22 protein-coding genes and 1 pseudogene are annotated in these 21,897 nt (G+C 73.0%); 9 read left to right on the forward strand and 14 right to left on the reverse strand.

The genetic code is table 11. From position 1 onward, the window contains the following. Window positions 1-3: 3 nt before the first annotated feature. The 3 genes from ACH4J0_RS23325 to ACH4J0_RS23335 all read right to left on the reverse strand — a co-directional run bounded on the left by ACH4J0_RS23325 (window position 4) and on the right by ACH4J0_RS23335 (window position 3,343). Entirely contained in the window at window positions 4-597 is a 594-nt protein-coding gene (locus ACH4J0_RS23325) for a class I SAM-dependent methyltransferase (RefSeq protein WP_396242444.1), read from the reverse strand. 142 nt (window positions 598-739) lie between these two features. Next, window positions 740-1,435: an aspartate/glutamate racemase family protein gene (locus tag ACH4J0_RS23330; RefSeq protein ID WP_396242445.1), complete on the reverse strand. Its 696-nt coding sequence runs from the start codon at window positions 1,433-1,435 to the stop codon at window positions 740-742. Window positions 1,436-1,492: 57 nt separating this feature from the next. Continuing rightward, entirely contained in the window at window positions 1,493-3,343 is a 1,851-nt protein-coding gene (locus ACH4J0_RS23335) for a CocE/NonD family hydrolase (protein WP_396242446.1), read from the reverse strand. A 261-nt stretch (window positions 3,344-3,604) separates the two neighbouring features. Between ACH4J0_RS23335 and ACH4J0_RS23340 the strand changes: the two genes are divergently transcribed. Then, a complete protein-coding gene (locus tag ACH4J0_RS23340) occupies window positions 3,605-4,741 on the forward strand; it encodes a HoxN/HupN/NixA family nickel/cobalt transporter (protein WP_396242447.1) in 1,137 nt (378 codons plus the stop codon). Window positions 4,742-4,860: 119 nt separating this feature from the next. Here ACH4J0_RS23340 and ACH4J0_RS23345 read toward each other — a convergent pair whose 3' ends face one another. Both ACH4J0_RS23345 and lepB read right to left on the reverse strand, forming a co-directional pair. Then, window positions 4,861-5,754 carry an SGNH/GDSL hydrolase family protein gene (locus ACH4J0_RS23345; protein WP_396242448.1) on the reverse strand — a complete coding sequence of 298 codons (894 nt, stop codon included), beginning with the start codon at window positions 5,752-5,754 and terminating at the stop codon, window positions 4,861-4,863. Window positions 5,755-6,021: 267 nt separating this feature from the next. Next, on the reverse strand, window positions 6,022-6,693 hold the full coding sequence (gene lepB / locus ACH4J0_RS23350) for a signal peptidase I (RefSeq protein WP_396242449.1): 672 nt from the start codon (window positions 6,691-6,693) through the stop codon (window positions 6,022-6,024). A gap of 151 nt (window positions 6,694-6,844) precedes the next feature. Between lepB and ACH4J0_RS23355 the strand changes: the two genes are divergently transcribed. The 3 genes from ACH4J0_RS23355 (at window position 6,845) to ACH4J0_RS23365 (ending at window position 9,474) form a co-directional block, all read left to right on the forward strand. Then, window positions 6,845-7,261, forward strand: a complete 417-nt coding sequence (locus ACH4J0_RS23355) for a (2Fe-2S) ferredoxin domain-containing protein (protein ID WP_396242450.1) — start codon at window positions 6,845-6,847, stop codon at window positions 7,259-7,261. Window positions 7,262-7,368: 107 nt separating this feature from the next. Further along, window positions 7,369-7,623, forward strand: a complete 255-nt coding sequence (locus ACH4J0_RS23360; protein WP_396242451.1) for a hypothetical protein — start codon at window positions 7,369-7,371, stop codon at window positions 7,621-7,623. Between the two features lie 183 nt (window positions 7,624-7,806). Further along, window positions 7,807-9,474: a fibronectin type III domain-containing protein gene (locus tag ACH4J0_RS23365; protein WP_396242452.1), complete on the forward strand. Its 1,668-nt coding sequence runs from the start codon at window positions 7,807-7,809 to the stop codon at window positions 9,472-9,474. Between the two features lie 37 nt (window positions 9,475-9,511). Here ACH4J0_RS23365 and ACH4J0_RS23370 read toward each other — a convergent pair whose 3' ends face one another. Both ACH4J0_RS23370 and ACH4J0_RS23375 read right to left on the reverse strand, forming a co-directional pair. Further along, window positions 9,512-9,844, reverse strand: a complete 333-nt coding sequence (locus ACH4J0_RS23370) for a YnfA family protein (RefSeq protein WP_396242453.1) — start codon at window positions 9,842-9,844, stop codon at window positions 9,512-9,514. A 39-nt stretch (window positions 9,845-9,883) separates the two neighbouring features. Then, window positions 9,884-11,098, reverse strand: a complete 1,215-nt coding sequence (locus ACH4J0_RS23375; protein ID WP_396242454.1) for a pyridoxal phosphate-dependent aminotransferase — start codon at window positions 11,096-11,098, stop codon at window positions 9,884-9,886. Window positions 11,099-11,183: 85 nt separating this feature from the next. Between ACH4J0_RS23375 and ACH4J0_RS23380 the strand changes: the two are divergent. Then, window positions 11,184-11,558 (forward strand): annotated as a pseudogene (locus ACH4J0_RS23380) (winged helix-turn-helix transcriptional regulator); the annotation flags it as partial. Between the two features lie 247 nt (window positions 11,559-11,805). Then, complete coding sequence (locus ACH4J0_RS23385) at window positions 11,806-12,633, forward strand: SGNH/GDSL hydrolase family protein (RefSeq protein ID WP_396242455.1); 828 nt, start codon at window positions 11,806-11,808, stop codon at window positions 12,631-12,633. A 4-nt stretch (window positions 12,634-12,637) separates the two neighbouring features. Here the strand turns inward: ACH4J0_RS23385 and ACH4J0_RS23390 are convergent, their stop codons facing one another. Next, window positions 12,638-13,318, reverse strand: coding sequence for a GNAT family N-acetyltransferase (locus tag ACH4J0_RS23390; RefSeq protein WP_396242456.1), 681 nt, complete (start codon window positions 13,316-13,318; stop codon window positions 12,638-12,640). A gap of 117 nt (window positions 13,319-13,435) precedes the next feature. Between ACH4J0_RS23390 and ACH4J0_RS23395 the strand changes: the two genes are divergently transcribed. Then, entirely contained in the window at window positions 13,436-14,362 is a 927-nt protein-coding gene (locus tag ACH4J0_RS23395; RefSeq protein WP_396242457.1) for a pentapeptide repeat-containing protein, read from the forward strand. Window positions 14,363-14,488: 126 nt separating this feature from the next. Here ACH4J0_RS23395 and ACH4J0_RS23400 read toward each other — a convergent pair whose 3' ends face one another. The 5 genes from ACH4J0_RS23400 to ACH4J0_RS23420 all read right to left on the reverse strand — a co-directional run bounded on the left by ACH4J0_RS23400 (window position 14,489) and on the right by ACH4J0_RS23420 (window position 17,238). Further along, window positions 14,489-15,220: a tyrosine-protein phosphatase gene (locus ACH4J0_RS23400; RefSeq protein ID WP_396242458.1), complete on the reverse strand. Its 732-nt coding sequence runs from the start codon at window positions 15,218-15,220 to the stop codon at window positions 14,489-14,491. Window positions 15,221-15,244: 24 nt separating this feature from the next. Then, on the reverse strand, window positions 15,245-15,874 hold the full coding sequence (locus ACH4J0_RS23405; RefSeq protein WP_396242459.1) for a TetR/AcrR family transcriptional regulator: 630 nt from the start codon (window positions 15,872-15,874) through the stop codon (window positions 15,245-15,247). Window positions 15,875-15,931: 57 nt separating this feature from the next. Continuing rightward, complete coding sequence (locus ACH4J0_RS23410) at window positions 15,932-16,255, reverse strand: hypothetical protein (protein WP_396242460.1); 324 nt, start codon at window positions 16,253-16,255, stop codon at window positions 15,932-15,934. Then, the gene (locus ACH4J0_RS23415; RefSeq protein ID WP_396242461.1) at window positions 16,252-16,764 is read right to left on the reverse strand and encodes a DUF6232 family protein; all 513 of its coding nucleotides are present in this window, start codon (window positions 16,762-16,764) and stop codon (window positions 16,252-16,254) included. Before ACH4J0_RS23415 ends, ACH4J0_RS23410 begins: the two co-directional genes overlap by 4 nt. Before the next feature lie 84 nt (window positions 16,765-16,848). Beyond that, entirely contained in the window at window positions 16,849-17,238 is a 390-nt protein-coding gene (locus tag ACH4J0_RS23420) for a RidA family protein (protein WP_396242462.1), read from the reverse strand. A gap of 72 nt (window positions 17,239-17,310) precedes the next feature. On the opposite strand from ACH4J0_RS23420, the gene ACH4J0_RS23425 reads away from it, so the two are divergent. After that, window positions 17,311-18,201 (forward strand): LysR family transcriptional regulator, encoded by an 891-nt coding sequence (locus tag ACH4J0_RS23425; RefSeq protein ID WP_396242463.1) that lies wholly within the window; start codon window positions 17,311-17,313, stop codon window positions 18,199-18,201. A 5-nt stretch (window positions 18,202-18,206) separates the two neighbouring features. Here ACH4J0_RS23425 and ACH4J0_RS23430 read toward each other — a convergent pair whose 3' ends face one another. Beyond that, window positions 18,207-19,106, reverse strand: coding sequence for an aminoglycoside phosphotransferase family protein (locus tag ACH4J0_RS23430; RefSeq protein WP_396242464.1), 900 nt, complete (start codon window positions 19,104-19,106; stop codon window positions 18,207-18,209). A 207-nt stretch (window positions 19,107-19,313) separates the two neighbouring features. Here ACH4J0_RS23430 and ACH4J0_RS23435 point away from each other — a divergent pair, with 207 nt between their 5' ends. Further along, complete coding sequence (locus ACH4J0_RS23435) at window positions 19,314-21,752, forward strand: Tex family protein (RefSeq protein ID WP_396242465.1); 2,439 nt, start codon at window positions 19,314-19,316, stop codon at window positions 21,750-21,752. Window positions 21,753-21,897 lie beyond the last annotated feature (145 nt).

Consider the following 21,897-nt stretch of genomic DNA (forward strand, 5'->3'; position numbering starts at 1 on the left):
CGCTCAGACCTTGTGCCAGGTCAGCGAGTACCGCCGCAGTACGTGCCACTGGTACCGCGCGCCGGGCAGAACCCGCTCGGCCGCCTCCCGGACCTCGCGGTAGCTCATCCCCGGCGCGGCTTCCGGCATCCCTTCCGGGCCCCCGGCCCGCCGCAGCGCCTTCACGGCCCGCACCAGCGGCGCTGCGGCCCCGCGCCGTGCCCAGTCCGCCGCCGTCTCCTCCCGGGCCAGGCCGACCACCACCAACACCCCGCCAGGACTCAGTAGTTCGCGCATGCGGGTGAGCGCGGACGCGAAGTCCATGTGGTGGACGGCCGTGACCGAGCAGACGAAGCCGAAGCCCTCGGCGGGCAGGTCGACCGTCAGGAAGTCCCCTTCCACGAAAGTGGGTTCGGCGTACAGCGCCCGCGCCCGCGCGACCATCTCCCGCGAGCTGTCCACCCCGACCACCCGGCCGCACCGCCGCGCCAGCTTCGCCGCCAGCAGCCCGTCCCCGCACCCCACGTCCAGCGCCGCCCCGCACCCTGGCGGCACGGCCCGCAGAATCCCCGGGTGGCGTGCGACGTTGGTGTTCCAGTACGGCCCCTGCTCGCGCATCACCCCACGGTAGAGGTCGGCAAGCCCTGCCGTGCGAGCACGGGCGGCACGGGGGATGCCGAGGGCGTGCACGCAAAGCTGCCGGACGCGGAGACCGCCCGCTTCGAGCGGGCATGGGTTCCCGCGTCCTCGTCGGAACAGTTCAGTCGCCGGCCAGGGCTGCCGCCACGGCGGCTTCGGCGTGCAGCCGGGCGGTGGGGAACACCGGGACGGGGCTGTCCTGCGGGCGGACCAGCAGTTCGATCTCGGTGCAGCCGAGGACGATGCCCTCGGCGCCCGCCGCGACCAGCTCCTCGATGACCTGCCGGTACGCCGCCCGCGACTCCTCGCGGACCACTCCGAGGCACAGTTCCTCGTAGATCACCCGGTGCACCAGGGTGCGCGATGCGGCGTCGGGGACGAGGACGTCCAGGCCGCAGGCGGCCAACCGGCCCCGGTAGAACTCCTGTTCCATGGTGAACGCCGTCCCCAGCAGCCCGATCCGCCGCAGGCCCGCCGCCCGCACCGCGTCCGCCGTGGCGTCGGCCAGGTGCAGCAGGGGGACGGTCACCGCCGCCGCGACCTGGTCGGCGACCTTGTGCATGGTGTTGGTGCAGATCAGCAGCAGTTCCGCGCCCGCCGCCTCCAGCGACCGTGCCGCGTCCGCGAGCACCGCACCCGCCTCCTCCCACCGCCCCGCCGCCTGTAGTTGCTCGATGGCGGCGAAGTCGACCGAGTAGAGCACGAGCCGGGCGGAGTGCAGACCGCCGAGGCGGTCGCGGGTGAGTTCGTTCAGGAGGCGGTAGTACTCGGCGGTGGATTCCCAGCTCATGCCGCCGATCAGGCCGAGGGTTTTCATGGCGCCATTTATAAGCCGAAACGGAAAATCAAAGCAAGCTCATAAGGGAAACTTTGGTCAGCTCTCCCGTGTCACCCGGTGCTGCCATTCCCGGGTGAACACCACCGACCCCGCCTCCAGAGCCCGCAGCTGCACCACGCTGATGAAGTGCCCGGCGTCGCAGCGCAGTTGGGTGCGGGTCTGGACGGTCACGTCCCAGCCGAGGTCCGGCCGTTCCAGTCGTACCGTGCGGTCGGTACGGGCCTGGGCGCTGAGCGGGGCGTCGCTGAGAACGCGGTAGGCGGTGACGGTGTGCTCGTCGCGGACCAGGCCGTCGGGGTGGGTGCGGGTGCCGTCGGTGGCGGGGGAGAGTTCGATGCGCCATTCGCGGCGGCCCAGGTCGTGCACGGTGACGTGTTCGGGGCGGGCGATGAGCGGTTCGGTGAGGTGGACGGCCAGCGGGTCGGGCAGCGACGGGGCCTCGAAGGTGACGGGCGCGGCGCCGATGTCGGCCGCCAGGTGGCGGACCGGCAGGCTGAGGGTGGAGTGGGACGGGTCGAGGGCGTACCCGGTGTCGTCGGCGGGCGGCCACACCCAGGGCCAGTAGACGGAGGAGAGCGCGAGCCGCAGCCGGTGCCCGGCCGGGACGGTCGCGGCGCAGGCGGCGAGTTCGACCTCGGCGTCCGGGCCGGCGGCGGTCAGCACGCCGCGGGTGAGCAGGGCGGAGGTGCCCTCGCGGCCGACCGCGCACAGCCGCGCCACCACCTGGACCGGGGAGCCGGTGGTGCGCAGCCGCAGCCGCGCGACCGGCACGCCGAGCAGTTCGACGGGCTCGGGCAGCGGCTGGGAGTCGAAGCAGACCGAGCGCCCGTCCTCCTCGCGCTGGTCCGGCGGCTGGTCTGCGGGGCGGCCGTGCGGGACGTACGCGCCGGCGTTGAGCCCGGTGTGCTGGGGGGAGCGGACGTGGACGTAGCGGTCGTCGGAGGCGGTGCCGGCGGTGCGCAGCTGGCCGTCCAGGTCGTAGTGGATCTCCCGGACGTCGGGGGAGGGCCAGGCCTCGTCGCCGGTCCAGCGGGTGCTGATCCAGCTGCGCAGGGCCGGTTCCCCGGCGGCGCCGGTGTCGACGCCGCGCAGCCAGTGGTCCCACCAGCGCAGGGTCTCGGGCAGGGCGGCCTCGGGCAGGCCGTGCGGCCAGGGGCCGAGCAGGGCGCGGGCGGTGGGGGACTCGGCGAGCAGGCGCAGCACGAAGGAGCAGGACGGGTCGCCCCAGCCGGCCACGGCGAGGACGGGGACGGACACCGGCACGGTGGTGTCCCCGGCGGCGAGCCAGGCGGCGACCGGGGGGTCCAGCGACTCGAGCCGGGCCAGCCAGGCGGGCCGCCAGGCGTCGCCGAGCCGGCGCGGGTCCGGCGGGAGGGCGGCGTCGGCGACCAGCGCGGTGAGCCGGGTGTGCAGGTCGGCGGCGAGGAGGGCGCCGCCGAGCCGGTGGCCGCCCTGGGGGCAGGCGATGACCGCCGCGCCGACGGTGTCCGGCACCCGGGCGGCGAGCCGCAGCGCGGTGGTGCCGGCGGCGCCGACGCCGAGCAGGCCGAGGCGCCCGCCGCACCAGGGGCGGCGGGCGATCCAGTCGATGACGGCGGCGCCGTCGGTGAGTTCCTGTTCGTCGCCCGGCTCGCCGGGCAGGCCGCCGGAGTCGCCGTGGCCGCGGGTGTCGACCCGGACGGCGGCGTAGCCGTGGCCCGCGTACCAGGGGTGGCGGCGGGCGTCCTCGGCGGCGGAGCGGTCGCTCAGGCGGTCGGCCGAGTACTCCAGCAGGGCGGGGACGGGCTCGCCGCCGACCGGGCGCCACACGCGGGCGGCGAGTTCCGTGCCGTCGGGCAGCGGGATGCGGACGTCCTCGCGGGTGGTGTGGAAGGGGTACGACGGCATGGCCGCTCCCATCGGGTTCCCGGGCCGGGTGGGCGCCGAGCGGCCCGGGGTGCGGAGGGGGAACGCGCCGCGGGCGTCGGCATTTCGACCCTAGGGGAGGAGGCGCCCGATTTCCTGGCGGGGGCCGCTTCCCGGTGGGGACGTGCAACGGTCGCGTCGACCGGACGGAGACCGAGCCGTAATTGCGCATGACTTGCAACTGCGCGCCCGACGGGGGAAAGATGGCCCAGCTCCGCCCGGACCACCCGAAAGGACCACAGGATGCCCAGCACCGCCGCAGGTGCCCCGGCAGGCGCTCCAGCCGTCAGATGGCGCGACCGGCTCACCCGTGAGGAGTGGATCCGGCTGGCCGGGATGGGCGGCTTCATCCTCGCGCTGCACGTCGTCGGCTGGTTCACCCTGCTCGCCCTGGTCGCGCCCGAGCACTACGACGTCGGCGGCCAGGTGTTCGGCGCGGGCATGGGCCTGACGGCCTACACCCTCGGGATGCGGCACGCCTTCGACGCGGACCACATCGCGGCGATCGACAACACCACCCGCAAGCTCATGGGCCAGGGCAAGCGGCCGCTGTCGGTGGGCTTCTGGTTCTCGCTCGGGCACTCCTCGATCGTCTTCGGCCTGTGCGCGCTGCTGGCCTTCGGCATCCGTTCGCTCGCCGACCAGGTGGAGGCGGACGACTCGACCCTGCACCGGATGACCGGCCTGATCGGTACCACCGTCTCCGGTTCGTTCCTGCTGCTGCTCGGCCTGATCAACCTGGGCGCCTTCAACGGCATCCTCAAGGTGTTCCGCCGGATGCGCCTGGGCGAGTACGACGAGGCGGAGCTGGAGCGCCAGTTGGAGCGGCGCGGGCTGATGAACCGGATCCTCGGCAAGGTCACCCGGGCGGTCACCAAGCCCTGGCACATGTACCCGGTGGGCCTGCTGTTCGGTCTGGGCTTCGACACCGCCACCGAGGTGTCCCTGCTGGTGCTGGCGGGCGGCGCCGCGGCCTTCTCGTTGCCCTGGTACGCGCTGCTGACCCTGCCGATCCTGTTCGCGGCGGGAATGAGCCTGCTGGACACCATCGACGGCTCGTTCATGAACTTCGCCTACGAGTGGGCGTTCTCCAAGCCGGTCCGCAAGATCTACTACAACCTGACCGTCACCGGCCTGTCGGTGCTGGTCGCGCTGGTCATCGGCCTGGTCGAGCTGATCGGACTGCTCGGCGAGAAGCTGGACATCACCAGCGGGCCGATCGCCTGGATCGGCGGTCTGGACCTGAACTTCGTCGGTTACACGATCGTCGGCCTCTTCGTGCTGACGTGGATCGCGGCGATCGCGTTCTGGAAGTTCGGCAGGGTGGAGGAGAAGTGGTCGGCCGGGCTGGCGGCCGCCTCCGCCGCCGAATCCGAATAGCGCCGCGATCGGGCCGCAGCGGCGCCGAACGCAACCGCGGGGCCGGTGACCGGGGTCTGGTCACCGGCCCCGCGGGGCTTTCCCGAACCGCTGCGCTCCCTGACTGCTGACTGCTGCGGCTACTTCAGTGCGGCGAGCACCGCGTTCGCCATCACCTGCTCGCCGGTCGCGTTCGGGTGGAAGGGTACGGCGGGCGAGCCGGGCAGCGCGCCCTCGATCCAGCGGTCGTCGGAGCAGACGTCGTGCCCGCGGGTCGGTGTCGCGGTGTCCACGTACGTCGCGCCGTTGGCGGCCGCGGTGGACTTCAGGGCGGCGTTCAGCTTGTTGAGGACCCCGTACATGTACTCGACGTCGCCCGGAGTCACCGGCTGGCGCAGGACGCACGTCGAGCCGTCGGCGGGCAGCACGGACGGGTAACCGACCAGCAGCACCCGGGCCTTGGGCGCCTTGGCGTGGATCTGCTGGAGGGTGGTGGCGATCTGGGGGGCGATGGTGGTGGTGACCCGCTCGGCCAGGTCGTCGTTGCCGTACTGCCAGGACCAGGTGTTCCAGTCCCAGTAGCCGTGGTGGTAGACGTCCTTGCAGGGCGTGCCGAGCGGGTTGACGGCCGCGCCGGCGATGCAGGTGGCGACCAGTTCGCCGAGCCCGAGGTCGCTGGTGGCGAGGTCGTTGCCGCCGATCCCGAGGGTGACCAGGTCGGTGTCGGCGGCCAGCGAGTCCAGCTGCGGGTCGTTGACCCGGATGAAGGCGTCGTACTGGGGCTGCGTCATGGCCTTGACCTTGGCGGCGGCGCAGGTGACGTCGGTGTAGGCGCCGGCCTTGAGCGAGGCGGCGACCAGGTGGCCGTAGTTGTGGTCGGAGCGCAGGCACAGGCCGGCCGACTGGCCGGGCACGCCGGCACCGGCGGCGTAGGAGTCGCCGAGGGCCACGTAGTGCTTCGGGGCGGGGGTGGCGGCCTGGGCGGTGGTGGAGGTGAGCGCGAGGGCGGCGCCGACGGCGACGGCGGCGAGCACGCTCGAATTGCGGAGTCGCCGGGAATTCCGGGCAGGGCGGAGCACGGTTCCTCCTGGGGGAGAGAAACGACGGGTGGGGGTCGTGCCGAGCCGGGCCGCAGCTACTCGCAGGTAAGTTACTGCCAGGTTTCGCCGGCGTCCATGGTTTCGACGGAAATTCCGGAAATCCCGTCAGATGACACCGGGTGACATTTCGAATTCCGCTCCACGGTGTTTCGAAAAAGGCTCCGATACGCGGTGGAGCGGAATTCGAGCCGCTGTCCGACGTCAGTCGAGGGGGTCGGCCGGGGCGCGCCGCCGGGCGGCGGCGAAGGAGGCGATGACGACCGCGGCGAGCAGACCCGGCACGGTGAGCAGGGCCCCGAGCACCATCAGCAGCGCCGCGCCGACCAGCTTCCCGGGCAGGGCGGGGGAGTCGCCGCCGGAGTGCCAGACCACCCGGTCGCCGGTCAGGCGGGCGAGCTCGACGGTGCCCTGGTGGCCGTCGTCGAGGTGGAGCCGGGAGTCGGTGACGGTGGCCCGACGGTCGCCCATGAGGAAGGCCCGTCCGGGCGGGACGGTGACGTCGAAGTCGCGTCCGCACGTGCCGGCCTGTCGGTCGGCCGGTTCGTCCAGCGGCTGCCCGTCGAGGCTGAGCTGCCCGCCGGCGCAGGCGATGCGCTGGCCGCCGAGGGCCATCACCCGGAAGACGGGGGAGCCGTGCAGGCCCCACGGGGAGTCGGCGATGTAGGTCTCGCCGCGCCGGACGTCCGCGGCCGCGACCTCGTCGGCCAGCATCCGGTCGCCCGGCCGCAGTCCCGGCTCCATCGCCGTGCCGTCCATGCGGTGGACGGAGTAGCCGCCGGTGAGGACCACGGAGAGTCCGAGCGCCCCGCACAGGATCCCGGCCACCGCCACGGCCACCGCGAACCACAGGCCCCGGGCCCTCCGCTTCGGCATCCGCCCGTTCCTCTTCCCTCGGCCGCTCGTCGGTCGGATCCTATTCCAGGCTGATCGGGTGGCCCTGGGGGGCCGGTGGCCTGACAGGTACAGTTCCGGTGCAGAGCGTGCCGTCGACCGGGGCCGCCGACCAGGAGGGGGACCAGAGCGGATGAGCCGCCGAGACCGTGACCGCGACCGCGCCGGCAAGCGGGGCGCGGGCTCCCCGGTGACCGTCACCGTCTGCCGCGGCTGCTGCTGCGGTACCGAGGCGAAGCACCCGGGTGTGGACCACGCGGGGCAGTACGAGCGGCTGCGGACGGCCGTCGGCTCGGCGGGCCGGGTCCGGGCGGTCACCTGCCTGGACGTGTGCACCCAGTCCAACGTGGTGGTGGTCGGCCCGTCCAGCGAGGGGCGGGCGGCGGGCGGTCGTCCGGTCTGGCTCGGCTTCGTGCTGATGGACGAGATGATCGACGACATAGCCGCCTGGGTGCACGCGGGCGGGCCCGGCCTCGCCGACCCGCCGGGGCTGCTCGACCTCCAGCTGATCTCGGTCTCCCGCCGGGTCCGCGAGGGGCTCCCGGAGTGACCCGCCACTCCTGATGTTCCGTCAGCTCCACATCCGGGACGGCTTCGAGGTCGGCCCACTACCATGACCGGTGGCGTCGAGCGGTTCCGCGCAACGGGAGGAAGACGATGACGACGGTCTGCCGCATCTGCGCGGGCACCGGCCGGACCGCCGGCCTCAACTGCCGCACCTGCCAGGGCACCGGCACCACCGAGGTGGGCGGCGGGGGCGGCAACTGCTTCCTCTGCGACGGCACCGGGGTGTACGTCCGCTACCGGGTGGACGCGACCGGCGCCAAGCAGGCCTACCGGGACGAGATCTGCCGCACCTGCGACGGCACCGGCAGCCGGTCCGCGAACCTCTGGGACGAACCGTCCGCCTGACACCCGCTCGGCACGGCGGTCCGGCCCACCCCGTCGGCCGGGGACATGATCCGACGTCCTTCCGATGCGGACACGTTCTTTGCCGAACCATGACCCGGCGTTGGTGTTCGAGTGGCGGAGGCGCTGAGCCCCGTTCACCGGAAGTCCGCGTGTGGTCAACGCACCGCTGACAGAGTCCCGCGCATGGATATCCCCAACATGGGCGTGCCGGCCGAGCTTGCCGACCGCATGAGCATGGCCGAGCAGCACGAGTACCTGCGGGCCCGCTTCTCCCGTCGCCGGATGCTGCGCGCCGGCGCGGTGACCGTCGGCGCCGTCGCCGTCGGCGGTGCACTGGGCAGTGCCCCGGCCTTCGCCGCCCCGGCCGGCCCCCAGCTGCTGACCGGCGCCACGACGGCCGGGATCGACGGCGCGCTCGTCGCGCCGATCGGCCGCCACCTCCAGTTCGGTGCCGAGCCGGACACCCAGTTCCGCGTCTCCTGGCAGGTGCCGGCGCCGGTCAGGAAGCCGTTCCTGCGCTTCGGCAAGCACCCGTGGGACCTCAGCCACAAGATCCAGGCCGAGGTCCGCGCCCTGCACACCCCGGCGCTGACCCCGAACAGCCAGCCGGTGGACCAGTACTACCTGCACGTGGCGCTGGAGGACCTCCAGCCCGACACCACCTACTACTACGGCGTCGGCCACGAGGGCTTCGACCCCGCCTCCCAGCAGCGGATCTCCACCCTGCACACCTTCCGCACCGCGCCCTCCCGCGACCACCGCTGGGGCAAGGTGTACGAGCCGTTCACCTTCACCGCCTTCGGCGACCAGGGCGTCAGCGCCCACGCGGCCGGCAACGACAACATCATCAAGGCCCAGAAGCCGGCCTTCCACCTGCACGCCGGCGACATCTGCTACGCCGACCCGGCCGGCTCCGGCACCGACCCGGACAAGTCCGTCTTCAACGCGAGGACCTGGGACGACTTCCTGGTCCAGACCGAGACGGTCGCCGCCGACATCCCGTGGATGGTCGCGTACGGCAACCACGACATCGAGGCCTGGTACTCGCCCAACGGCTACGGCGGCGAGAACTCCCGCTTCTTCCTGCCGGACAACGGCCCGGACCCGCGCAACGTCCCCGGCGTCTACACCTTCCGCTACAAGAACGTCGGCGTCATCTCGCTGGACGCCAACGACGTCTCCTACGAGATCCCGGCCAACCTGGGCATCTCGGCGAACAAGCAGACCAAGTGGCTGGAGCGCACCCTCAAGGACCTGCGCGGCGACGAGACCGTCGACTTCATCGTGGTCTTCTTCCACCACTGCGCCTTCTCCACCACCGTCGCCCACGCCTCCGAGGGCGGCGTCCGCGAGGCCTGGGTGCCGCTGTTCGAGAAGTACCGGGTGGACCTGGTCATCAACGGCCACAACCACATCTACGAGCGCACCGACGCGATCCTCGGCAACAAGGTCTCGAAGCAGGTGCCGAGCGGCGCCACCATCGAGCCCGCCAAGGACGGCGTGGTCTACGTGACCGCGGGCGCGGCCGGCCGCAGCCTGTACAAGTTCGACGTGCCGGACACCTACGAGGGGCACGAGAACCACCAGGACGAGGTGAAGACCTACTACTGGGGCAAGGGCAGGGTGAAGGTCCCCGAGACCATCCAGTGGTCGCGGGTGCGCTACACCGGCTACTCCTTCATCAAGGTCGACGTCACCCCGAAGCAGCTGGGGCAGAAGTCGGTCATGAAGGTCACCGCGCTGGCCGAGGACGGCACGAGGATCGACGACTACACGATCCTGCGCGAGGTCGGCGAGGGCTGGGACTCCGACGGCGACGACGACGGGCAGGGCGGCGGCTGGGGCTGGTAGACCCCCGCGGTCGTGGCGGGGCCCCGGCGCCGGGGGTTCAGCGCCGGGGCCCGTACATGATCACGCCGACCCCGGCCAGGCAGATCAGCGCGCCCAGCACGTCGTAGCGGGTCGGCCGGAAGCCGTCCACGACCACGCCCCACAGCAGCGATCCGGCCACGAACACCCCGCCGTAGGCGGCCAGCACCCGGCCGAACTCGCTGTCCGGTTGCAGCGCCGCCACGAAGCCGTACGCGCCGAGCGCGACCACGCCCAACCCGGCCAGCCACCACGGCCGTTGCTCTCGGACGCTCTGCCAGACCAGCCAGCAGCCGCCGATCTCGGCGAGCGCGGCGAGGGCGAACAGGGCGACGGAGCGGAGGACGGCCATGGGGCCGATCGTAGGCGTTCGGTGCCGCCGGTCCGCCGGTCAGCTCTGCCGGTACGTCGCCAGGAAGCGGCCGATCCGGTTGATCGCCGTCTCCAGGTCGTCGGCGCGCGGCAGGGTGACGAAGCGGAAGTGGTCCGGGCGGGGCCAGTTGAAGCCGGTGCCCTGGACGACGTGGATCTTCTCGCGCAGCAGCAGGTCCAGGACGAAGCGCTCGTCGTCGACGATCCGGTGCACGGCCGGGTCGAGCCGGGCGAAGGCGTAGAGCGCGCCCTTGGGTTTGACGCAGCTGACCCCGGGGATCTCGTTGAGCGCCTTGACCGCGATGTCGCGCTGTTCGGTGAGCCGGCCGCCGGGCAGGACCAGGTCGTTGATGGACTGGTGGCCGCCGAGCGCGGCCTGGACGGCGTACTGCGCGGGCACGTTGGGGCACAGCCGCATGCCGGAGAGCATGGTCAGGCCCTCAAGGTAGTCGGTGGCGTGCTGCTTGGGGCCGGAGACGACCAGCCAGCCGCTGCGGAAGCCGGCCACCCGGTAGGCCTTGGAGAGGCCGTTGAAGGTGAGGGTGAGCACGTCGTCGGCGAGGGCGGCCAGGCAGTGGTGCTCGGTGCCGTCGTAGAGGATCTTGTCGTAGATCTCGTCGGCCAGCACCATCAGCTGGTGACGGCGGGCCAGGTCGAGGATGCCCTCCAGGAGTTCCTTCGGGTAGACCGCGCCGGTGGGGTTGTTGGGGTTGATGACGACGATCGCCTTGGTGCGGGCGGTGATCTTGGCGGCGATGTCGTCCAGGTCCGGGTACCACTCGGCCTCTTCGTCGCACAGGTAGTGCACGGCCTTGCCGCCCGCCAGCCGGACGGACGCCGTCCACAGCGGGTAGTCCGGCATCGGGACGAGCACCTCGTCCCCGTCGTCGACCAGCGCGGTGACCGCCATCTGGATCAGCTCGGAGACGCCGTTGCCGAGGTAGACGTCGTTGACGCCGACGCCCTGGACCCCGCGCTGCTGGTAGTACTGCACCACCGCGCGACGGGCCGGCAGGATGCCGCGCGAGTCGCTGTAGCCGTGGGCCGCGGGCAGGTTGCGGATGATGTCCTGGATGATCTCCTCCGGCGCCTCGAAGCCGAACGGAGCCGGGTTGCCGGTGTTCAGCCGCAGCACGCTGTGCCCGGCCTCCTCCAGGGCGTTGGCCTGGTCGACCACCGGCCCCCGGATCTCGTAGCACACGTCATTCAGCTTGCTGGACTGCCGAAACTCCATCTGCGGCCTCCCGACCGTCACCACCGCTCCGTTGCTTCTGCTTTGTTCTACCAAGCTGGCACTTGGAAAGTCCAACCTCTTGGCTATGCTGACCCACATGTCACGCCGAAGCTACGACCAGTACTGCGCCGTCGCCCGCGCCCTGGACGCGGTGGGGGAGCGCTGGAGCCTCCTGATCGTCCGTGAACTCCTCCGCGGTCCACGCCGCTACACCGACCTGCACGCCGACCTGCCCGGCGTCTCCACCGACATCCTCGCCGCCCGGCTCAAGCAGCTGGAGGGGGAGGGGCTCGCGGAGCGGCGCAAGCTGGAGCGGCCGGCCAATGCGACGGTGTACGAGCTGACCGAGCGCGGACGCGAACTGCGGCCGGTGATCGAGGCCCTGGGGGAGTGGGGGCTGGGCGCCCTGGGCGAACAGCGGCCCACCGACGCGGTGCGCGAGCACTGGTTCACGGTGCCGAAGGCGGCGGTCCCGGGCTGAGTCCCCCGCAGGGAGTCGCCGGGACTCGCCGGGCGGCGGCGGTTGTGGTGGGGGGCGGCGGCAAGGCCCCCGTCGCCGGCCGCCGCCCCGTGCTCCCAGGATGGCGCGGACCGATAAACGGCCGGTGGACGCCGAATGAGCGGCCGGACCCCCGTGGCACTGGTTGGTAAGTGCACACGTACGATCGTCGGATCGCGGAGCCATCTCAGGAGAGCGGAGGCAGCCCGTGCCCACCACCAAGCGCAGCTACGCCAGCTACGTCGCCGTCGGGGACTCCTTCACCGAGGGCATGTGCGACGACCTGCATCCCGACGGCCAGTACCGCGGCTGGGCCGACCGGGTCGCCTCAGCACTGGCCGCCGAGGCCGAGGCCGGAGCCGGAGTCGGAGCCGAGGCTGACGGTGGTGCGCACTCCCGGGACTTCCGGTACGCCAACCTCGCCGTCCGCGGCAAGCTCATCGGCCAGATCCACGACGAACAGCTCGCCCCCGCCGTGGGGATGGGCGCCGAACTCGTCACCCTGGCCGGCGGCCTCAACGACGTGCTGCGCCCCGGCTGCGACATCGACCGGGTCGAGCGGCTGCTCGGCCGCTGCGCCGCCGACCTGCGCGCCACCGGCGCCACCGTGGTGCTGTTCACCAGCACCGACCCCACCCGCCGCCTGGCCGGAAGCGCCCGGCTGCTGCCCGCCATCCTGCGGATGAAGGCCTTCGTGCAGGAACTCGGACAGCAGGACGGCTTCGCCGTCGTCGACCTCTTCTCCGCGCCCTGCTTCGACGACCGCCGGCTCTGGGCCGAGGACCGGCTGCACCTGTCGCCCGAGGGCCACCGCCGGGTCGCCGGGGGCGTGCTGGAGGCGCTGGGCCGCCCCGCCGCCTCCGACTGGCGCGCCCCGCTGCCCGCCGCCGCCCCGCCCGGCCGCGCCGAGAAGCTGCGCTCCGACGCCCGCTGGCTGGGCACCCACCTCGGCCCGTGGATAGGCCGCCGCCTCACCGGCCGCTCCTCCGGCGACGGCCGCCCGCCCAAGCGGCCGGAGCTGCTGCCGTACCCGTGAGTCTCTAGTCCACCCAGTTCTGTTCGGGGGTCGCCGCTTCGAGGACCAGGCTCGCCATCGGGGCGTGAGTGGTCCAGCCGAGCGCCGTGTACAGCGACTGGCCGGCCGCCGTGCCGACCAGCACCCCGGTGCGGGCGCCCGCCTCGTACGCGCCGGCCTGCAGGGCCCGCATCACCACCGAGCCCAGGCCCCGGCGGCGGTGGTCGGGGGCGGTGACGATCTGGTCCGGCACGGCCACCGCACCGGCCAGGCCAGCCTGGCCGCGGGCGGCGAGGTGCCCGTCCTCACTGCGCACCAGGGCGCGCAGGACGCCGCCCCGGGCCCAGGTGGTCAGGGTGTAGCCGGCCGGCAGCCCGGGCTGCCCGAGCGGCTGCTCGGTGGTGAGCGGGGCGGTCATCAGGAAGCCCGGCCGGTCCAGCCGCCACTGCGGGCCCAGCCAGGGCCGTACGGTGTCGTCCTCGGCGAACAGCTTCAGCCAGGTGGTCGGAGCGGTGGTCGCCTCGGCGAGCTTGCGGACCTCGGCCTCGGTCGGCTCGGGCAGCACGTGCCGCCCCACCTCCCCGGTCGGCGAACCGACGTCGATGGTCCAGCCCCAGGGCCGCTCCACCGGATCGGCGGCACCCCGGGAGGCGACCCAGCCGCTGATCCACATCCGGACCAGCTCGGTGGTGTTCGACTGCGACATGGTGTGCGTCCCCGTTGGTAATGGCCTCTTCTGATTTTGGAACCTTACAAGGGTGCGGGTCGCCCTGCCCAGTAGGATTTCTGGTTCAAGTCGCCCCGCAGTCGAGAGGACCCGGACGTGAGCGAGACCGAGTCGCCGCAGGACCCCACGGCGGCCGCGCCGGCCCCGCTCCGGTCCGACTGCGGCAGTTGCTTCGGGCTCTGCTGCGTCGCCCTGCCCTTCGCCGCCGGCACCGACTTCGCCGTCAACAAGTCCGCCGGCACCCCCTGCCGCAACCTGCGGACGGACTTCAGCTGCGGCATCCACGCCCGGCTGCGCGACAGCGGCTTCCAGGGCTGCACCGTCTACGACTGCTTCGGCGCCGGGCAGCGGGTCTCCCAGGTCACCTTCGGCGGGGTCAGCTGGCGCGAGGAACCCGACACCGCCAAGACGATGTTCGACGTGTTCCCGATCGTGCGGCAGCTCCACGAGCTGCTCCGGTACCTCACCGAGGCGCTCACCTTCGCCGCCGCCCGCCCCGTCCACGCCGAACTGCGGCAGGCCCTGGAGGAGACCGACCGGCTCGCCGGCGGCACCCCCGAGGAGATCCTCGCCGTCGACGTCGCGGCCCACCGCCGGCGGATCAGCGAGCTCCTGCTGCGCGCCGGCGAACTCGTCCGCGCCGCCGTCCCCCGCCGCCGCGAGCACCGCGGCGCCGACCTCTTCGGCGCCCGCCTGCGCGGCGCCGACCTCCGGGGCGCCAACCTGCGCGGCGCCCTCCTCGTCGCCGCCGACCTCTCCGGCGCCGACCTGCGCCTCGCCGACCTCATCGGCGCCGACCTCCGCGACGCCGACCTCGCCGGGGCAGACCTCACCACGGCCCTGTTCCTCACCCAGGCCCAGCTCGACGCCGCGCGCGGCGACGCCACCACCCGCCTCCCGGCGACGCTCACCCGCCCGGCCCACTGGCCCGAAACCGCCCCGGCTGCCGCCGCGGAGCGCAAGTCCCGCAGCGGCGCCCGACCGCAGCGGAGCGGCCGCTCAGGTCGTCCGGGCCGGAGGTAGGGGCGGACCGCTGGTGGTCCGGACGACGGATCGCCGGCGTGCCTGGACCGAGGCACCACCCGCCGCGTGCCTTCGGTGACCGTGTGGAGGTGGCGGCCGAGCCGGGGGCTGTTCGGCAACCGGCTGTCAGTCGGTCAGCAGGCGGTCGCGCAGGGCCTCGATCCGGTCGCGGTCGAGGCCGACGGTGCCGGTGAGGTAGGCCTCGACGGAGCCGTAGCGGGTGGCGAGGTCGGCGAGGGCGAGGCGGATGACGGTTTCCGGGGCGCGGCCGTAGCCCGGCCAGCGGAGGGTCCGGCCGGGGTGGGCGGCGTGCCAGTCGGCGACGAGGTGCGGGGTGGCGTGCTCGGTGAGGGCGAAGTCGGCGGCGATGTCGTCCTCGGGGACACCGAGCAGGGTGAGCACCAGGGCGGCGATCAGACCGGTGCGGTCCTTGCCGGACATGCAGTGGAAGACCACCGGCGCCTCGGCGGAGATGATCACGTCCAGGGTCTGTCGGATCTCCTTCACCCCGTCCTCGGCGACCTCGGCGAAGCGGTCGGCGAGGTAGCGCCAGGGGTCGAGCTCCGGGTCGATCGAGGCCTGGTCGTAGGGGCGGTGCTCGATCGAGTAGTTGTGGAAGTCCAGGCCGTCGAAGTCGGGGACCCGCCCCTTGGCGGCGATCTCCCAGTCGTAGCGCAGGTCGATCACGGTCCGCACGCCGAGCCCCCGGAGCTGCTCCAGGTCGGCGGGGGAGGACTTGCCGAGCGAGTCTGAGCGGTAGAGCAGGCCCCGGCGGACGGTCCGTCCGTCGGCGGCCGGACAGCCGCCCAGGTCGCGGAAGTTGTGCAGGGCCTCGAACTCGATGTGACGCGTTGACATGGGCGGCACTCTAGGTCAGCGGGGTCAGGACGCGTACCCCCGGGCGAGGAGTTCGAAGGCGCGGTCGGCATCGGCGGCGGCCTCGGGGTGGAGGTCGTCGGCGGTGCGGCCGTCCTCGTGGATGCGGTGCCAGTTGTGCAGGGCGAGGACGCGCTGGGTGGCGGTGACCTGGGCGGCGAGCAGCCGGGCGGTGAGCTCGTGCGGCGGGGGGAGGTCGGTGGCCTCGCGCAGCGCGTCGGCCAGGGACTGCTCGGCGCGGGCCACGTACGCGCCGACCCGGGCGGCCAGGCTCGGGGTGCCGTGGACCAGCGCGGTGAAGGCCAGGACCTCGGGGTGGTCGTTGAGGCCGGTGACCGGGTCGCGTCGGGCGAGGCCGTCCAGGAAGTCCCGGCGCAGGGCGTCGAGCACCGTCTCGCCGTCGGCCCGGCCCCGGACCACGTCCGCCGCCTGCTCCTGGTGGTCGGCGAAGCGGTGGACGACCAGGTCCTCCTTGCTGGCGAAGTAGCTGAACAGGGTGGGCTTGGAGACCTCGGCGGCGGCCGCGACGTCCGCCACCGAGATCTGGTCGAAGCCGTGCTCCAGGAAGAGCGCGATGGCCGCCTCGGAGATGGCCCGTCGCGTCCGTTCCTTCTTGCGCTCCCGCAGTCCGCTCATGCTCGCGAGACTAGCAGCCGGGCTTGACCCGGGCAGGTTTCTGACCCGGTACGAAAATCAGGAGCTGAGCGAGTCCAGGATCCGCCGGACCGACTCCACCACCGGCGCGCCCGCCCGGACCAGCGAGGCCACCCCGGAGATGTTGCGCAGCGCCCGCCGCAGGGCGGACGGCGAGGTCTCGGAGCCGTCGCCGATGGCCTCCAGCGACTCGTCCAGCACCTCGCGGTCCTCGGCCGGCACCTGCTCGCGCAACAGCCGGACCGCGGTGACGAGTTCGCGCAGCGCGGCCTTCGGATCGACCGGTCCCTGGTTCTTGATGATGCCGATGTTGTGGTCGCCGTGCTGGGTGACCGAGTCGCCGAAGTGGAAGGAGTTGCTCACAGTCCGACCCGCTTTCCGGTGTTGTGGTCGCCGTACTGGGTGATCTTGTCGCCGACGTGGAGGTTCTCGACCTGGATCGCGAACTCCGCCTGGGGGTTGTCGATCGCCTCCATGATCATCTGGATCAGGTTGGTGATCTGCCAGGAGTTGTGGCTCACCACGGCGGTCGTCGCGGCGTTCGAGGTCTCGATGACGAGCTTGTACACCGGCTTCTGCCGGAGCCGGGTGACGAGCCGGTAGAGGCAGAACAGGAAGCCGGCCAGCAGGAGCGCGCCCGGGACCGCGGCCGCCTGTGCCTGGTTCGTCGAGTTGTGGGTGAGCGCGCTGAGGAGGCTGACGGCGAACAGCAGCCCGAACACCTGACGGACGAACCTGATGACCGTCCGCGAGCGCTTGGGCGGCCACCACACCAACTGCCGCGCCCGGGCGATGTGCTGCAGCGGGTACGCGTCCCCGCCGATCCACAGCACCCGCCGGCTCACCCTGACGTCGATGACGCTCCGTGCCAAGTCCGTTCCCCCTGCCCCTCGTGCGGGGAGAACCATAGCAATGCCCGCGGCCCGTAGTAGTGGTGGCGGAGGATCAGCCGGCCGTCACCCGGTCGGGCGGCGGGCGGTCACCTCGATCTCGATCCGCATCCGGGGGTCGGACAGGCCGCACACCTGCATCGTCGCGGCCGGGCGGACGTCGGCGAAGCAGCGGCGCAGGACCGGCCAGCAGGGCTCGAAGTCCGCGCGCTCGGGCAGCAGGTAGCGCACCCGTACGACGTCGGCGAAGCCGCAGCCGGCCTCGGCGAGCGCGGACCCGATGTTGCGCAGGCACTGTTCGGCCTGCTCCACCACGTCCTCGGAGATGGTCATGGCGGTGTAGTCGAACCCGGTCGTGCCGGAGACGTGCACCCAGTCGCCGTCGACCACGGCGCGGGCGTAGCCGATCTGCTCCTCGAAGGTGGAACCGCTGAGTACGGCGCGTCGCTCTGTCATGCGCCGAACGCTAGGTGGCCTGCCCGGATACGTCCAATACTCCCGTGGTGCCGGTCTGATATCCCTGGAGGTATGGAGCGCCCCGAACTGCCCCTGCCGCAGCTGCACGCCTTCGTCGTGCTCGCCGAGGAACTGCACTTCGGCCGGGCCGCCGCCCGGCTCGGCGTCGCCCAGCCGCCGCTGAGCCAGCAGATCCGCCGGCTGGAGGAGAAGGTCGGTCACCCGCTGTTCCTGCGCGCGCCCGGCGCCGTCACCCTGACCCCGGTCGGACGCGAGCTGCTGCCCGCCGCGCGCCGGGCCCTGGGCGAACTCGCGGACGGGCTGGCCGCCGCCCGGGCCGTCGGCAGCGGCGAGGCGGGGCGGCTGCGGATCGGTTTCTCCGCCTCGCTGGCCCTGACCGTCCTGCCCGGGCTGCTGCGCGCCTTCCGGGAGAGCCACCCCGGCGTGCGGCTGGACGTACGGGAGATGACCAGTGCCCCGCAGCTCGCGGCCCTGCGCGACCGCGGCATCGACGTCGGCCTGCTGCGCGAACCGTCCGCCGACGAGCCGGAGTTGCGCTTCCGGACGGTGCTCAGCGAGCCCTTCGTCGCCGTGCTCCCGGCGCACCACCCGCTGGCCGCCCAACCGACCGTCCGCATAGCGCAGTTGGCGGAGGAGCCGTTCGTTCTACTGCCCCGGGAGGAGGGGCCGCAGCTGTACGACCGGATCACCGGCCTGTGCGCCGGGGCGGGGTTCACCGTGCGGATCGGGCAGCACGCGGTGGAGTGGCAGACGGTGTGCGCCCTGGTCGGGGCCGGCCTCGGCGTCTCGCTGGCCCCGGCGAGCATCCGCCGGATCCGGCTGCGGGGCGTCGCCTTCCGCCCGGTCGAGCCGGGCATCGCCCGCACCCGCTCCGCCGTCGCCTGGCGCGCCGACGACCGGAGCCCGCTGCTGGACCACCTGTTGGCGATCGTGGGGCACTGAACGCCCTACACGCTGCGGTCGGCGAGCACCTCGCGCACGACGTGGCGGGCGTTGGCGGTCAGCGCCGGGTTGGTGTGGCGGTAGTACGGGATCGTCACCAGGGCGATGGAGAAGGCCCAGGCCCGGCCGCGGGCCCACATGGCGTCGTCGGCGCGCAGGGCTGCGCGGAAGGCGGGGCGGGCGGAGGCGGGGAGCAGGTTCCAGGCGGCGATCAGGTCGGCGGTGGGGTCGCCGACGCCCATCAGGGCGAAGTCGATGACGGCGGCGAGCCGGCCGGATCTGTTCACCAGCAGGTTGCCGGGCGTGAGGTCGCCGTGCATCCAGACCGGCGGGCCGGCGTACTCGGGGAGGCGAAGCGCCTTGTCCCACAGGGCGGTTGCGGCCGCGGTGTCGATCGTGCCGGTGAGTTGGGCGATCGCCGCACGGGTGGAGCCGTCCCGGGAGGCGAGCGGCACGCTGCGCTGGCCGGCCGGGGCGCCGGCGGGGCCGAGGGCGCGCAGGGCGTTGACGAAGCCGGCCAGGTCGCGGGCGAGGCCCTCGGGCGCGGCGAGCACGCCGACCGCCGGATTGACGCCGTCGAGCCAACGCAGCACCGACCACTCCCACGGGTAGGTCGCGGTGGGGCGGCCGACGGCCAGCGGGGTGGGGACGGGCAGCGGCAACTGCGGTGCCAGTCGGGGCAGCCACTGGTGCTCGCGGCGGACGTCCCCGGCGGCCCACTCCACCAGGGGCATCCGGACGGCGAGTTCGGGCCCGAGCCGGAACATCGCGTTGTCCGTCCCGGCGGACCCGACGGGCGTGACCGGCAGCCCCACCCACTGCGGGAACTGGGCGGAGACCAACCGCCGTACCAGGGCCGCGTCGACGACCGGTTCATCGGGGTGCATCCGGGCGGCAGCGCACATGCCCGGCAGCGTACAGCGCAGATCGCCGGGGATCAGCCGGATTCGCGAACTGCGCACACGACTTCGAGCAGGCCCGGGGTCCGGCATCGGAGCGGGCCCGGATCCGCGCCACGCCCGCCGCCCCGGGCGCGGCGGGTGGGCGTCACCGGTACCTGCCAGAATGCAGGGCGTACGGCCAAAGCACTGAAGGAGAAGGTGACCGGCTTCGTGACCACGCCAGTCGAACAGGTGGCCCGGCAGGCCCAGCAGGTGATCGAGCGCAAGATCGCCGAGGAACTGGGCGTCCGCGAGGGGCAGGTGAAGGCTGCGGTCGAACTGCTCGACGGCGGCTCGACCGTGCCGTTCGTGGCCCGCTACCGCAAGGAGGTCACCGGCTCGCTGGACGACGCCCAGCTGCGCACCCTGGAGGAGCGGCTGCGCTACCTGCGCGAGCTGGAGGAGCGGCGGGCGGCCGTCCTGGAGTCGATCGAGGCCCAGGGCAAGCTGGACGACGCGCTGCGCGCCCAGGTGCTGGCCGCCGATTCCAAGGCCCGGCTGGAGGACATCTACCTGCCGTTCAAGCCCAAGCGGCGCACCAAGGCGCAGATCGCCCGCGAGGCCGGACTGGAGCCGCTGGCCGACACCCTGCTCGCCGACCCGACCCAGGATCCGGCCGCGCTCGCCGCCCGGTACCTGAACGAGTCGGTGGCGGACGGCGCGGCGGCCCTGGAGGGTGCCCGGGCGATCCTGGTCGAGCGCTTCGGCGAGGACGCCGACCTGGTCGGCTCGCTGCGCGAGCGGATGTGGACCCGCGGCCGCCTGGTCGCCAGGGTCCGGGACGGCAAGGAGACGGACGGCGCCAAGTTCGCCGACTACTTCGACTTCGCCGAGCCGTACACCAAGCTCCCCTCGCACCGCATCCTGGCGATGCTGCGCGGCGAGAAGGAGGAGGTGCTCGACCTCGAACTGTCGCCCTACGACGGCGAGTCCGAGGGCGACCTGCCCGGCGGGAACGACTACGAGCAGCGCATCGCGGCCCGCTTCGGCATCGCCGACCGCGGCCGCCCGGCCGACAAGTGGCTCGGCGACACCGTCCGCTGGGCCTGGCGCACCCGCGTCCTGGTGCGCCTCGGCATCGACCTGCGCGCCCGGCTGCGCGCCGAGGCCGAGGACGAGGCGGTGCGGGTCTTCGCCGCCAACCTGCGCGACCTGCTGCTCGCCGCTCCGGCCGGCACCCGCGCCACCATGGGCCTGGACCCGGGCTTCCGCACCGGGGTGAAGGTCGCCGTGGTGGACGCCACCGGCAAGGTCGTCGCGTACGAGACCATCTACCCGCACCAGCCCGCCAACAAGTGGGACGCCTCCCTGGCGACCCTGGCCGCGCTGGCGAAGAAGCACGACGTCGACCTGGTGGCGATCGGCAACGGCACCGCCTCCCGGGAGACCGACAAGCTCGCCGAGGACCTGCTCAAGCGCCACCCCGAGCTGAAGCTCACCAAGGCGATGGTCAGCGAGGCCGGAGCCTCCGTCTACTCGGCCTCCGCGTTCGCCTCCCAGGAGCTGCCGGAGCTGGACGTGTCGATCCGCGGCGCGGTCTCCATCGCCCGCCGCCTCCAGGACCCGCTGGCCGAACTGGTCAAGATCGACCCCAAGTCGATCGGTGTCGGCCAGTACCAGCACGACCTGAGCGAGGTGAAGCTCTCCCGCTCACTGGACGCCGTGGTCGAGGACTGCGTCAACGCCGTCGGCGTGGACGTCAACACCGCCTCGGCGCCGCTGCTCACCCGGGTCTCCGGCATCACCGCCACACTGGCCGACAACATCGTGGCCCACCGCGACGCCAACGGCCCGTTCCGCACCCGCAAGCAGCTCAAGGACGTCTCCCGGCTCGGCCCCAAGGCCTTCGAGCAGTGCGCGGGCTTCCTGCGCATCCCGGGCGGCGAGGACCCGCTGGACGCCTCCAGCGTGCACCCCGAGGCCTACCCGGTGGTGCGCCGCATCCTCGCCTCGACCGGCGGGGAGCTGCGCGAGCTGATCGGCAACGGCGAGCGGCTGCGGGCCCTGCGCCCGGCCGACTTCGCCGACGACACCTTCGGCATCCCGACCGTCACCGACATCCTCGGCGAGCTGGACAAGCCGGGCCGGGACCCGCGGCCGGCCTTCCGCACCGCCGTGTTCAAGGAGGGCGTCGACAAGATCGGCGACCTGGAGGTCGGCATGGTGCTGGAGGGCGTGGTCACCAACGTCGCCGCGTTCGGCGCCTTCGTGGACGTGGGCGTCCACCAGGACGGGCTGGTGCACGTCTCGGCGCTGTCGAAGAACTTCGTCAAGGACCCGCGCGAGGTGGTCAAGCCCGGCGACATCGTCAAGGTCCGGGTCGTCTCGGTGGACGTGCCGCGCAAGCGGATCGGGCTCACTCTACGGCTGGACGACGAGGTCGGCCGCGACCGCGGCGGTGACCGGGGCGGGGACCGGCAGGCCCGCCCGCCCCGCCAGGAGCGGCGCGGTGGCGGCCAGGGCGGCCGCGGTGACCGCGGCGACCGGGACGCCGGCTTCGGCGGCGGTGCCCCGGCGAACAGCGCCATGGCGGACGCGCTGCGCCGGGCAGGCCTGGCCGGTGGCGGGGACTCCGGGGGTTCGAGGGACCGGCGCTCCGGACGGCGTTGAGCGGCAGCCGCCGGGCGGCAACGGAAACGGCCGGGGGGGGGGGGGGGGGGGGGCCCCCCCCCCCCCCCGCGGGGGGGCGGGCACCCACACCCGCGGGGGGGGGCCCGCGCGGGCCACGAGGGCGGGGGGCGCCCCCCGCCCCCCC

The organism is Kitasatospora sp. NPDC017646 (assembly GCF_044329365.1).
Classification (GTDB): Bacteria; Actinomycetota; Actinomycetes; order Streptomycetales; family Streptomycetaceae; genus Kitasatospora.

What these genes read in the sequence shown, in the direction of transcription:
- ACH4J0_RS23325 (WP_396242444.1), bottom strand. Translation starts at nt 597, where the DNA reads ATGCGCGAGCAGGGGCCGTACTGGAACACCAACGTCGCACGCCACCCG.
- ACH4J0_RS23330 (WP_396242445.1), bottom strand. Translation starts at nt 1,435, where the DNA reads ATGAAAACCCTCGGCCTGATCGGCGGCATGAGCTGGGAATCCACCGCC.
- ACH4J0_RS23335 (WP_396242446.1), bottom strand. Translation starts at nt 3,343, where the DNA reads ATGCCGTCGTACCCCTTCCACACCACCCGCGAGGACGTCCGCATCCCG.
- ACH4J0_RS23340 (WP_396242447.1), top strand. Translation starts at nt 3,605, where the DNA reads ATGCCCAGCACCGCCGCAGGTGCCCCGGCAGGCGCTCCAGCCGTCAGA.
- lepB (WP_396242449.1), bottom strand. Translation starts at nt 6,693, where the DNA reads ATGCCGAAGCGGAGGGCCCGGGGCCTGTGGTTCGCGGTGGCCGTGGCG.
- ACH4J0_RS23355 (WP_396242450.1), top strand. Translation starts at nt 6,845, where the DNA reads ATGAGCCGCCGAGACCGTGACCGCGACCGCGCCGGCAAGCGGGGCGCG.
- ACH4J0_RS23360 (WP_396242451.1), top strand. Translation starts at nt 7,369, where the DNA reads ATGACGACGGTCTGCCGCATCTGCGCGGGCACCGGCCGGACCGCCGGC.
- ACH4J0_RS23365 (WP_396242452.1), top strand. Translation starts at nt 7,807, where the DNA reads ATGGATATCCCCAACATGGGCGTGCCGGCCGAGCTTGCCGACCGCATG.
- ACH4J0_RS23370 (WP_396242453.1), bottom strand. Translation starts at nt 9,844, where the DNA reads ATGGCCGTCCTCCGCTCCGTCGCCCTGTTCGCCCTCGCCGCGCTCGCC.
- ACH4J0_RS23375 (WP_396242454.1), bottom strand. Translation starts at nt 11,098, where the DNA reads ATGGAGTTTCGGCAGTCCAGCAAGCTGAATGACGTGTGCTACGAGATC.
- ACH4J0_RS23390 (WP_396242456.1), bottom strand. Translation starts at nt 13,318, where the DNA reads ATGTCGCAGTCGAACACCACCGAGCTGGTCCGGATGTGGATCAGCGGC.
- ACH4J0_RS23400 (WP_396242458.1), bottom strand. Translation starts at nt 15,220, where the DNA reads ATGTCAACGCGTCACATCGAGTTCGAGGCCCTGCACAACTTCCGCGAC.
- ACH4J0_RS23405 (WP_396242459.1), bottom strand. Translation starts at nt 15,874, where the DNA reads ATGAGCGGACTGCGGGAGCGCAAGAAGGAACGGACGCGACGGGCCATC.
- ACH4J0_RS23420 (WP_396242462.1), bottom strand. Translation starts at nt 17,238, where the DNA reads ATGACAGAGCGACGCGCCGTACTCAGCGGTTCCACCTTCGAGGAGCAG.
- ACH4J0_RS23425 (WP_396242463.1), top strand. Translation starts at nt 17,311, where the DNA reads ATGGAGCGCCCCGAACTGCCCCTGCCGCAGCTGCACGCCTTCGTCGTG.
- ACH4J0_RS23430 (WP_396242464.1), bottom strand. Translation starts at nt 19,106, where the DNA reads ATGTGCGCTGCCGCCCGGATGCACCCCGATGAACCGGTCGTCGACGCG.